Source organism: Streptomyces sp. H39-C1, from assembly GCF_027158125.1.
In the GTDB taxonomy this organism is placed as follows: Bacteria; Actinomycetota; Actinomycetes; order Streptomycetales; family Streptomycetaceae; genus Actinacidiphila; species Actinacidiphila fildesensis.
Window position 1 is genome coordinate 52,536 of the sequence record NZ_JAPVLS010000056.1, and the last position, 12,566, is coordinate 65,101.

The following is a 12,566-nucleotide window of genomic DNA, read 5'->3' on the forward strand; positions in this document are numbered from 1 at the left end:
CGCGTTGGTGACGCATTTTTTGAAACCCCCAGCACCCTCTTGTGTCCCGGTAACTGCCCTTTTACGGGTCTGTCGTGACTGGTGTGGCTCTTGAGGATGCCGAGGAAGGCTATTGCGGTTCGCACAGACGTGGCAATACGGTTCCGACGGATCGTTGGGGCACATCTGCCTCGCGAGTGGGCAGTCCATTGCGGGCTGTCGGGGTGGGCTGGGGGGTCTGCGAAGTGCGTTCCAACGTGCGCTTGTTCACTGATGTCCGGACACGGGCACGGCTGCGTGGCGGGATCGTGGCCACATCCACGCTCGCCGCGATGGCACTGATCGTCCCGCTGGCACAGGCGGACGTGATCGGCGGCTACCACTACACCGGCAAGATGTGGGCCGACGGCCAACTGCCCGCCCAACCCGTCGTCGACGGCCACCCGGTGACCACCCCGGGCAAAGCCAGACAGTCAGCCCCACCCAAAGGTGCTCGGGAACTGCGGGCCCACAAGCCGGCGGCCGCAGTCTGGCCGACTGCGAGCACCTCGACGGTTGCCCTGACCCACCCGACGATGCTGACGACACCCGCGAGCGGACCGAACAGCTCCAAGGCCGTGCCGTCGCCCACCATCGGCGCGGCCCCGGTACTGACGCCGGTGCGCGCGGGCTTCTCCCCGGTCTGGGTCGGACCGGCCCCCGCAACTTCCCCCACCGCCCGCAGTACGCAAGGCGCCACCACGCCGCAGATCGCCCCCGCCGCAGTCACGGTCCGGACCGCCGATCGCACCCAGGCGCAGTCCGCCAACGTCGACGGACTGCTGGTGGGCCTGACCCGCGCGGACGGCAAGAACGCCGCCGGCAACGTGTCGGTCTCCTTGAACTACAGCACCATCGCCCAGGCATACGGGGGCGGGTGGGCTTCCCGCCTCCACCTCGTATCCATGCCCGGCTGCGCTCTGAGCACGCCGAAGGTCCCGGCCTGTCGTGTCCAGACGCCGCTGCCCACGACCAACGACACCACAGGCCGCAAGCTGTCGTCCAGCGTCGTAGTGCCTGCTGCGACGACAACCCGGAGCGCTACTGCGGGCGCTGCGGTCGCACCGTTGAGTGTGGCTGTTGCTGCCGTATCCGGATCGGGAGGTTCGCAGGGAAACTATGCGGCGACCTCGCTGTCGTCCTCCGGTACCTGGTCGCAGTCCGCCACCGGTGCGTTCACCTACAACTATCCGATCGCTGTGCCGCCAGCGCTGGGCGGCAGCGCCCCGTCGGTGGCGTTGTCGTACAACTCCCAGAGCATCGACGGGGAGACCTCGGCCCGCAACTCGCAGTCCTCGTGGATCGGGGACGGCTGGTCGTACTCGCCCGGCTTCATCGAGCGCTCCTACAAGGCGTGCAAGACGGATGGGATCAAGGACTCGGGCGATGAGTGCTGGGGCGGATACAACGCCACTTTGTCGCTGGGTTCACACACAGGGGAACTGGTCCGCGACAGCAGCGGCGGCTATCACCCACAGTCCGACGACGGCACCAAGGTCGAGCGGCTGACCGGCGCGAGCAACGGGCTGTGGAGCGGGGAGTACTTCAAGGTCACCACGACGGATGGCACGGCCTACTACCTGGGCCTGAATCATGCGCCGGGTATCACTTCAGACAGCGCCACCAATAGTGCCTGGAGTGTGCCGGTCTACCACCCCAAGTCCGGCGACCCGTGCTACGACTCGGCCAAGGGCAACACATCGCAATGTGACAAACCGGTCGGCTACCGCTTCAATGTCGACTTCTCTGTCGACCCGCATGGCAACGTCCAGCGCTACGACTACGCGACCGAGACCAACTACTACAACATGGGCGTCGGGCAGGTCGCTGCATCCGGCGCCGGTGGCACCATGACCCCGTACACACGCGCGGGGTACCTCACCACGATCTCCTACGGCTACAAACTCGCCGATGCCCAAGCTGGTCGTGATCCGGCCGCGCGGGTCACGTTCGACACAGCGCAGCGCTGCACCACCTCCGATACGGTCTGCAAGTACTCGAACTTGTCGGCATCGACGGCCACCAATTGGCCGGATGTCCCGTACGACCTCAACTGTCCCTCCACCGACAAGACGTCGGGTGAGGGCGACGGGGTGTGCCGGGTCGGCGCGCCGACGTTCTGGTCCACTTACCGGCTCAAGTCGATCACCACGCAGGTGAAGTCCGGATCCGGCTACCAGGATGTCGACTCCTACAGCCTCGGCCACGTGTTCTCCGACGCCGGCGGGGTCATCGACCCGGTCACCGGGAACGAGGAGCACCCCGAGAACGCCGGCCAACTGCAATCGATCATGTGGCTGCAGTCAATCCAGCACACCGGCCTGGACACCGCTGCCGGCGGTAGCGGCAGTGTTGCGCTGGACCCGATCACCTTCACAGGTATCGAGACCGACAACCGCGTCGACGGTCTCACCCCGGGCGCCCCTCCGCTGTACCACCCGCGGATTTCCAGCGTCCATACCGAGACCGGTGAGTCGATTGCCGTCACCTACAAACCGCCCGCGTGTTCGCGCGTCAACCACACCATGCCGGCTTCGGCCGACAGCAACAGCATGGCCTGCTACCCGGTCAACTGGTCCCCGCCCGGCGCGGCCGACCCGATCGCCGACTGGTTCAACAAGTCCTTGGTCACGCAGGTCACCACCAGCGACCTGACCAAGGCCGGATCACCGGCGAAGGTCACCAACTATGCCTACAGCGGCGCGGCATGGCACCGCGACGACTCGGATCTCACCGACGATCGATACCGCACCTGGAATGATTTCCGCGGCTTCCGTAGCGTCACCGTCACGACCGGGGCGGACCCGGATCCGATCACCAAGACCGTCACCACCTACCTGCAGGGGATGGATGGCGACCGCAGGGCGGACGGCAGTACCCGCGCAGTCGACGTCGCTAACACGCTCGGCGAGAGCACTGCCGACAGCAATTGGCTGGCCGGCAGTGTCCTGGAATCCGATACCTATAGCGGCGCCGGATCCGGGCAGAGCATCATCAGTAAGTCGGTCCACGACGCCCCAGGCATGACCAGCACGGCCCATCGCACGCGTAGTGCTTGGACCTCCGAAGACCCCGCGCCTGCGAGTTTGTCGACTCTTCCGGACCTGGCCGCACACCGTCCCCAGACCGCCTCGTCCCGCGCACTGGCTCTGCTGGCCAACGGCACCTGGCGGACCACGAAGACCAGTACCACCTATGACGCCTCCGCCCGTGTCAGCCAGGTCGACAACAAGGGCGATATCGCCGACCCCAAGCAAGAGCGCTGCACCACCACCAGTTACGCCGCCGCCCCGTCCGCGAATCCGATGATGCTCGCCTACCCCAGCCAGACCCTCACCGTCTCAGGGGCATGCGGTACCACCCCGGGTACGTCCACCACCATCAGTGACCGGCGGATTTTCTACGACGGAGACGGCACCACCGGCAACCTGGGCCCCCTGGGACAGCTCGGCCAGACCTGGGCTTCGGACGGTAAGACCCACTCCCTGGGCTATGCCACCGCGACCCAGACCGTGAAGTCCTACGACGGCACAGGCCAGCCGGTTTATCAAACGGTGCAGGCGACGACGTTCGACGACTACGGGCGCACTACCCGGATGGTGGATGCCTCGGGAACGGCTGTCACCACCGGGATCTCGCCGGCCACCGGCGTTCTGCCCACGAAGCTGACCACCACCAACCCGTGGGGCTGGACCTCCAGCGGGACCGTTGACCCGGCTCGCGGCCTGGTCACCGAAGTCGTCGACGTCAATGGACGGGTCACCGACAGCACCTTTGACGCGCTCGGCCGACGGACCGCATCCTGGCTGCCCGGCCGGGACAAGTCCGCTCATCCCAATGCCCCGGACAAGAAGTTCGCCTACGCGGTGCACGGCGCCGGCGACCATCCGGACCCATCCACGGTGACCACCCAGACACTGCGCGAAGACGAAAGCTACAACACCGCGATCACGCTGTACGACGGAATGCTGCAGGCCCGTCAGCAACAGTCGACGACCGCCAACAATTCCGCCGGCCGGCTCATCACCTCCAGCACCTACGACAGTCATGGCTGGCCACTCGCCACCATCAATGCATACTCCGACCCCAACAACGCCCCCAGCACAACCATGTGGTCGGAACTGGAGACCACCGTTCCCTCGGAGGCCAAGACGGTCTACGACGGGCTCGGCCGCCCGACTGCCAGCCAACTGTGGTCCAAGGCCACACTGCTGTGGCAGTCCACCACCGCCTATCCCGGCGCAGATGAGGTGGACACGACCCCGCCCACCGGGGGCCAGTCGACGGCTGCGTTCACCAATGCGCTCGGCCAGACGATCGCTACCCGCGTCAAGGACACCACCCCCAATCAACGGTTGGCCCCGAATGCGGTCATCGCGTCCGGCAGTTCCGTGGCATCCAACAGCGTGCGATTGACGATGCAGGCGGACGGCAACCTGGTGCTGACCGGGATAAACAGCGGAACTGTCTTGTGGTCGTCCGGTACTCCGGGCAACGCCGGGGCGAGCGCTACGGTCAGAACCGACGGCAACCTCGTAGTCACCAGCATCACCGGAACAATGCTCTGGTCCTCGAAGTCCGGCACGACCGGGAGCACCGGCGGGCACGCCTACGTCCGCGACGATGGCAGTCTGCAAATGTACAACACCGGAGGCCAGAGCCTCTGGAGCACCGGCACGACCGGCAAGGCCCTCGCCGCCGACATCACTACCCGCTACACCTACACCCCTGCAGGGCAGAGCGCCTCGGTCGCCGACACCGTCGGCAACACCTGGACCTATCAGTACAACCTGCTGGGCCAGAAGGTCTCCCAGACCGACCCGGACGCCGGCACCAGCTTCTACGGTTACGACCAGCTCGGCCGTCTCAACCAGACCACGGACGCCCGTGGCCAGATCCTGTCGCTCGCCTACGACGCGCTGGGCCGCAAGACCGGTGAATTCAACGAGGCCGCCACGGGCACCCACGACCCCGCCAAGCAGCTGGCGGGTTGGACCTACGACACCCTTCCCGACAACACCGTCGTCAAGGGACAGCCCGTCGCCTCCACCCGTTACGTCGGCGGGAGAAGCGCCAGCGGCAGCGCCTACGTCAAACAGATCAACGGGTACACCCCCACCTACCAGCCCACCAGCATCACTACGGTGATCCCGCCTGCTGAAGGCAACCTCGCCAACACCTACACCGCCAGCGCCGCCTACACACCCACCGTCGGCCTGCTGGCCTCGACCACCTACGGTGCTCATGGAGGGCTCCCGGCAGAGACCGTCGGGTACGGCTACGACCTGCAGGGCCTGCTGCTCGAGACCGGCTCACCGGACACCGCCTACCTCGACACCGCCCTCTACAGCCCGCTGGGACAGATTCAACGGTCCACCTACGGCGACTACGGCAAGCAGATACGCACCGCCCAGACCTACGACGCGGCCACCGGGCGCCTGGCGACCAACACCGTCAGCCTGCAGCCCAACACCTTCGGCCCGATCGACTCCAGCACCTACGGCTACAACCAGGCCGGCCAGCTCAACGCTGTCTCCGACACGCAGTCCAACGGCACCACGATCACCGGCACCGACACCCAGTGCTTCAGCTACAACGGCCAGGGCCGCCTCGCCGAAGCCTGGACCGACACCAAAGGCACCACCACCCCCACGGTCCTGGGTCAGCTCGGCCAGTGCACCACCGCGACACCGAGCGCGGCCACCGTCGGCGGCCCCGCCCCGTACTGGCAGTCGTTCACCTACAACCTGCTCGGCGACCGCACCCAACAGGTCAACCACGACCCTGCCGGCAACGCGCTGAAGAACATCACCCAGAGCAGCGCGTACCCCGGTAACGGCACCACCACTGCAGCACAGCCGAACACCGCCGCCACCATCACCACCGCCGGGCCGGGCGGAACCACCACGCTGACCCCGCACTACGACGCGGCCGGCAACACCACCAGCCGTGACACCAAGGTCGGCACAGCCGCGACAACCACTCAGACCCTCAAGTACAACGCCGAGGGCCGTACCGACACCGTCACCGCCAAGGCCGGCGGCACAGGCGATGCCGGCTACATCTATGACGCCGATGGCGGCCTGCTCATCCAGAAGAGCACCGCCAGCAATGTCCTCTACCTCTTCGGCGGGGCCGAGCAACTCACGCTCGACAATGCCAAGAAGACCGTCACGGGCCAGCGTTACTACACCAACCCCGACGGCACCTGCATCGTTCGGTCCTCCACTGGCACCGTCACCTACCAGCCCACCAACCCGCAACACACCGCCCAACTCCAGATCAACGCCGCCTCACTGGCTGTCACTCGCCGCGCCTACGACCCCTACGGCGCACCCCGCGGTACCGCTCCCGCGGCTTGGGCTGACAACCACGGCTATCTCGGGCAGCCAGCCGACACCACCACCGGCCTCAACCTCCTCGGCGCCCGCAACTACGACCCCGTCCTGGGCCGCTTCCTCACCGTGGACCCCGTCTTCGAAGCCGGCGACCCCAACCAAATGGGCGGCTACACCTACTCCGGCAACGACCCGGTCAATGGCAGCGATCCCAGCGGCCTGAGAGAGGAATGGGGAGCGGCCGGCGGCGGATACGGCGACGACCCTGGATACACGACTCCCGACCCGCCCGCCGATTCGGGTGGAGACGACGGTGGGGACGACGACGGGTGCAGTGGCTTCTGGAACTGTGCCGGAAGGCTCATCGAAAAGGCCGCCCCGGTCGTAGTCGTGGTCATAGTCACAGTCGTTGTCGTGTCGGCTGTCGCGGTCTGCGTCGGTGAGACCGCCGGGATCGCCAGCCCCGTCTGCCTGGAGGCCGGAGCCACCGCCGTGGTCACGACATGCGGTGCCCTGATGGGCGACTGCGGCCCCGGCGCTGGGGAAAGCCCCTCCAGCGAAGCCGCCCGCGACGAACCCCGAGGGAGTAGCGGAGCCGCCCACGACGCACCAGGAGGGGGAGGAGCCCGGCCACGAAACACTGGTGACGGACCTGTCCGTGACGAGGCACCCCCCGCCGCCGGCAGTGACACCAGCACAGCCACCCACGACCCCACCACTTCCGCACCCGCCGCCAAGGCCGCTGAACCCGCCGCACCCAGCAAGGGCGCCGGAGGAACCAAATCGACTGGTGGATGCAGCTTCGCCCCGGACACACCCGTCCTCATGAGCGACGGCAACACCAAGCCCATCGCCGATATCAAGTCCGGCGACCAGGTTGAAGCAGCCGACCCAGCCAGTGGCAAGCTCGACGGCCCCCACACCGTCACCGCCACCATCGTCAATCACGACAAGGACCTCGTCGACGTCGACATCCTCGGCCCCGACGGCGTCATCTCCACCCTCCACACCACCTCCGAACACCCGATCTGGGATGCCACCACACACACCTGGGTCCCCGCCGGCAAGCTAATCCCCGGTCACACCCTGACCACAAACACAGCGCACGAAGTCCGCGTTACTGCGGTCCGCACCACCCCAGGAGAAGCCGACCGCTACAACCTCACCGTCGCCGAACTCCACACGTACTATGTACTCGCAGGTACCACGCCGGTCCTCGTGCACAATGCATGCCCAAGAACCCGTCCGGACGGAGGTAAATACGGGCGCGTTAAGCCTTCGGGGACCGGAAATGAGGTCAATCACATGCCTCCTCAGTCTTCCTTTAAGGGTCAGGGAATGACGGCCTACTCCGGTCCGTCGATCCGTATGGAAGAGGCTGACCATACTCAGCTTTGGAGCACTGATTCATTTCGAGAGTCCACGGCGTGGCAAATGATGCAGCGACATCTCGTTTCGCAAGGGAGAATTGATGAGGCATTGCAGAATGATATCAACGACGTAGTTACGCGCTTTCCCGGAAAGTACGATAGCGCGATCAATCAACTTCTGGATTCCTTGTCGGGAAATGCGCAATATCAGAATCTGAGGATCGTTCCATCTTCCATCAGCTTCCAAATGGCTTTGTTCTGATCCCGAAGTTCTCCGGTTGATGGCTCCAAATGAAAGGTTTGCTCTGTGCTCGAACTGGAAGTCACACCCGCTGAAGGAATCGGCCCGTTTGCGCTCGGACTGACGGAGTCAGAACTGCATAGTGCGTTTCGGGCTATCGATGGATACCGGGAGCCAGATGCATTCCAGGCGCGCCCTCGGGGATTTGCGAGCTATACGTTTCATATGATCGTCAAAGCTCGACTGGACCGCCAAGGATCTGTCGAATCAATCCAAGTATCGGGATCAGGATCGGGCGAAAGTTTCGTCGTGCGCTTTCGGGGTCTTGACCTCCTATCGACTCCGGCCGATGAGGTAATTAACTTCCTTTCGCGCATTGATGACATTAGCGTTGACGAATATGGATTCAAGATGGTGGCGCCCCAGCTTGGGATTGTACTTTCGCGTAACGTTGTACCAGATGATGAAAATGACGAGGATGGTCGCTATTTCACTTCGGTGCTAGCATCCCGTCAAGGTTCAATTGACCTTGAGCAGTGAGTCGGTCATCTCATCGGCGACCTTGCATCGGCCGGCGAGTGGTCCAGAAGGAGTTGACGCAGTTGAAAGTTCCTTCATGGCGTCTTCGCTTGGTAGGCCACGTATTCGAGCGTTGACCTGACGGAATTCGTAAGCTTCCGGTTGTGGCTCGTGCCGTTGCCGTGTAAATGCTAAGAGGGCTCATCAGATCAAGATCTGGTGAGCCCTCTTAGCATTTACACGGCAACGGCAGTGGACAGGTACTCCTGTCGAGATCATTCGAATTAGAGGCGTGCATGATTGAGGGCATGTTGAATTGGCGTCTTTTTCCTGTGGGGATTTCTGTGGAGGAACTGGTTAAGCGCGCCGAGGATGCTTGTGATCGAGGCGATTTGATTGGCGCCGGAAATTGGTACTTTCATGCGAAGCGCCGCGGAGCGATGAATGTTGGAGTGAAGATTGCATCTCTTGTTCCAGCATTGGAACTGGCTGTCGGTCAGGGAAGCGCGGATGCGAAGGCGCTACTGGCTGCTGTCCTGCTGGACCAACGAAATGACCTGGGCCGTGCTGCGTGCCTGTTCGGCGAAGCCTCTGATGCGGGTGTTTTGGAGGGAATGCGCGAATTGGGCTTCATGTTAACCAAAGGCATCGGACTGGATCGGGACGCTGCACGCGCGAATGTCCTATTTCGGCAAGCGGCGGATGCTGGTGATGGATATTCCGCGTTTAACCTTTCGGTTAATTACTATCATGGCGTCGGCGTTGCGCGGAATTTCCGGGAATTCTCTCGTTGGTTGCAGCTGGCTGCCGATTTGGGAATTCCGGAGGCGTGCGCGGTTTTGGGTGACCAGTTGGCTAAGAAAGGTCGCGAAGACGAGTCTCTTGACTGGTATGTGCGGGCCGCCAGGTCAGGGCATGCTCCGGCCATGTTTGCCGCGGCCGGTAGATATCGTGACGGAATTGGCTGTGAGCCCGATCTGGTGCAGGCGGTCAGGTGGTATCTGGCCATGCTCGACCGGGGAAGCGGTGACGGAATCCATGAAGCCATCAAATTGGTGCCATCAATGACCCCGGAACAGATAGTGGAGGCTGGGCGCTTGTCCGGCCGTAATTCGGAGGCCGAGACGCTATTGGGATCATCCTAATCTAATCTCGGAGCCGTGGTATAAGCGGACGTGCGCGGCTTCGAAGTAGCCGGTGATGTGGGGCTGGCGTTGCCGGTGGCGGAAGAACCTGCGGGCTTCGGCGGCGAGTTCGGCCTGGTTCCGGGCCTGGTGGGTGTGGGGCAGGCTGCGTTTGAGGTCGGCGTTGACCAGCTCGTCCGGGTTCAGTTTGCGTGAGTACAAAGGCAGGAAGTGCAGCTCGATCCCGTCCTTGGGGTCGGCGAGCCAGGCGCGGATGGCCTTCGAGCGGTGGGCCGAGTGCCGGTTGACGACCAGATGGACCTTGGGGTCGAAGTGTCCGACGACCCGGGTGAGGAAGCGGCACATGACCTTCGCGTCGAAGGACTCGGTGAAGACCATGAAGGGCATCCGGCCACGGGTGCTGATCGCGGACATCGCTTTGACGGAGAACCGGTTCCCGGTGCGGCGGACGACGGGAGTCCGCCCCTTGGCGCCCCAGGTGCGGCCGGTGACCTGGTCCGAGCGGATCCCGACCTGATCAGCGAACAGGATCTCGCCGTTCTCCGCCTTCGCCCTGGCCCGGATCGTCGGCCGGGTCTCCTCGCGCCAGGTCCGGACCGTTTCCGGATCCTGCTCGACCGCCCGCTGGAAGGTCACCCCCACCGACCCACCCCGGGCTCGGTGAAGCGGACCCCGCACAGCTTGAAGATCAGCCTGCCTATCTGCCCCCGCGTCCACAACTAACCGCAAAGCCCCAGGCCGGACGAGTGTGATCGAGGACGGCCTGCCGAACGGCGGCCTGCTCGGCCTCGGACAGGGCCTGGTGCTCACCCACACGACGGCCTCGGGGGCGGGACAGCAGTGCGTCCCGCCCGCTGCCCTGCCACTTCGCCCACCAGTTGTCCACGGCCCTGGCCGACACCTTGAACAGGGCTGCAACTTCTCCCCGATCCCGGCCCTCCACCAGCGCGGACACCGCCAGCAACCGCACAGCCTCCTGTGCATCCGGCGACCAGGTCCGCGCATCCCCCACCAGATCACTCACACACCGTCAACGAGCCCGAACCCAAAGCGTTTCAGATCAATATGTGCGGAGGATCGGGCTAGCCGATACCCCTCCCAATCCCGAATTCCACTTGCATGGCAATTGGGGGGTGAGACAGCGTCTTGTCATAGTCCGCCCAAAAAGGGCGGGCTGCTGACTTGGGATGGTGCAGGTGCTTAGAAGGCACTCGCCCTATCCATCGAGCAGTGGGGTCTGACCTGCCGAAACGCAGTCCTCTGAGCGCTCGTCCCGCGATCTTGTGGGACGTATGTGGGATTTCGATATCCCTGGGAGCCGTGGGACGTCGGGCTCCTCGCGGCGACCGTAGGTAGCCTCTCACGCCACCTTCACATTCCCGAGGCCCCTTGCGGAAACAATCCTGCCCCGACTCGGCGTTGATCTCCGAGCCGAGGAGGAAGGTGTCGGGCCTGAAACTGTTTCGCGCGGATACGACAAATGGCGGCATGACCGAGGTCATGCCGCACCTTGCTGAGGTCGAGGCCGATGTGCAGGGTCTGGTCGAGGCGCACATAGAGACGCTGCTGGGCGTCCGGTTCCTGGCGAGCGAGTACGCCACGGGGCCGGTGCACGGGGGCCGGATTGACTCGCTCGGCTTGGATGAGAACGGGTCGCCGGTCATCGTGGAATTTACCGACCGCGGGTAGTGCTGCCCGTGATGTCCTTCTGGGCCTGTGACTTGGGCGTCGCGGGCTCGTTTACCGACCGTGTCCGGAGCGCCCCTCATGTTCCGGAGTCGGTACGGAGGACGAGTGGCACGGCGAGTGGTGGTCGGGGACCTGAGGGTTCAGCGGATCGACCGGAAGGACGGGCGGCGGTCGTGGACGATCGTGTGGCCGGAGGGCCGTCTTCATGCGGAGGCGGACCGGTTCCTGCGCGTGCACGACGGGTCGGGAACGCAGAGGACCTACGCGTACTACCTGGTGGACCATCTGCGGTGGCTGGAGCGCGAGTGCCTGGCCTTCGAGAAGGTCGTGCTGCGAGACCTTGAGCGCTACATGGGTATCGTCGGTGCGGAGGTCCGCATGCCGCTCGGCGAGCCGTGGCGGATCGGCAAGCGCCCCTACGGACGCTCCGCGCTGTCGACCGCGGCGGCCTGTCTGAAGGGCTTCTACCTGCATCAGTCGTCCCTGGGCGTGAATGGCGAGCTCGGCAAGAAGCTCGACGTCTCGCGGCTGCCCACGCGGGCGGACCGGCGCCGCGCGTTCCTGGGGCATGTGAAGACCTCCCTGCCCACCAACCCGCTCGCGACGGCGCGGCCGCGCCGTCGGCACCCGAAGATGCTCCCCGACGGGGCGCGGGACAAGCTCCTGGCGGTGGTGAACGCCGCCCGCGACAGGCTGGTGGTGACCTGGCTGGCCGATGGCGGCCTGCGGATCGGTGAGCTCTGCGGGCTGCACCTGGTGGACTTGCACCTACGGGAGAACGCGGCCTGCGGGGAGTGCCGCGCCCCGCACGTCCACGTCTGCCACCGGCCCGGCAACCCGAACCGGGCCGAGGCGAAGACCAAGCTCCCCTGGCGCATCGAGGGCGGCACGGTGACCGGCGGGCTGATCAAGCGGGTCAGCCCGGCGATGGTGCACACCTACTTCGAGTACCTCACCGGCGGCGAGTACCCGCGCGGCACCGCCGGGCACGGCATGCTCCTGGTCCAGCTCCACGGCAAGAACTCGGGGCAGCCATGGGCGCCGGTCGGGGCCCGCCGGATGCTCGGCCGGGCCGGGAAGCGCGCCGGGCTCGGCGTCGTGAAACCCCATGCCTTCCGGCACATTGTCTCTGCTTAGTTCCCGTGTGGCGATTGGCTCCAAGTAGGCATGTGGCCTTGGGGTTTGTGAGTTGCCCTGGGTCGTGTGGTGTTTCTACTGTCAGTGCTCGTGATCCTGACTTTCTTCT

Annotated in this window: 7 protein-coding genes; 5 read left to right on the top strand and 2 right to left on the bottom strand. The window is 64.8% G+C overall.

The features are described 5' to 3' along the window. Positions 1–287 precede the first annotated feature (287 nt). From O3W51_RS30945 to O3W51_RS30955, 3 genes are all read left to right on the top strand, one after another. Entirely contained in the window at positions 288–7,988 is a 7,701-nt protein-coding gene (locus O3W51_RS30945; RefSeq protein ID WP_269287816.1) for a polymorphic toxin-type HINT domain-containing protein, read from the top strand. Positions 7,989–8,033: 45 nt separating this feature from the next. Continuing rightward, the gene (locus O3W51_RS30950) at positions 8,034–8,507 is read left to right on the top strand and encodes a hypothetical protein (RefSeq protein ID WP_138357939.1); all 474 of its coding nucleotides are present in this window, start codon (positions 8,034–8,036) and stop codon (positions 8,505–8,507) included. A 287-nt stretch (positions 8,508–8,794) separates the two neighbouring features. Then, positions 8,795–9,631 (top strand): tetratricopeptide repeat protein, encoded by an 837-nt coding sequence (locus O3W51_RS30955; protein ID WP_187144780.1) that lies wholly within the window; start codon positions 8,795–8,797, stop codon positions 9,629–9,631. Here O3W51_RS30955 and O3W51_RS30960 read toward each other — a convergent pair. Further along, entirely contained in the window at positions 9,623–10,273 is a 651-nt protein-coding gene (locus tag O3W51_RS30960) for an IS630 family transposase (protein ID WP_443048356.1), read from the bottom strand. The genes O3W51_RS30955 and O3W51_RS30960 overlap by 9 nt on opposite strands. Before the next feature lie 55 nt (positions 10,274–10,328). Beyond that, entirely contained in the window at positions 10,329–10,655 is a 327-nt protein-coding gene (locus tag O3W51_RS48970; RefSeq protein ID WP_138357944.1) for a helix-turn-helix domain-containing protein, read from the bottom strand. A gap of 419 nt (positions 10,656–11,074) precedes the next feature. Here O3W51_RS48970 and O3W51_RS30965 point away from each other — a divergent pair, with 419 nt between their 5' ends. Both O3W51_RS30965 and O3W51_RS30970 read left to right on the top strand, forming a co-directional pair. Beyond that, entirely contained in the window at positions 11,075–11,320 is a 246-nt protein-coding gene (locus tag O3W51_RS30965) for an endonuclease NucS (RefSeq protein WP_138357945.1), read from the top strand. A gap of 105 nt (positions 11,321–11,425) precedes the next feature. Continuing rightward, complete coding sequence (locus tag O3W51_RS30970) at positions 11,426–12,457, top strand: integrase (protein ID WP_203218429.1); 1,032 nt, start codon at positions 11,426–11,428, stop codon at positions 12,455–12,457. Positions 12,458–12,566: the final 109 nt, after the last annotated feature.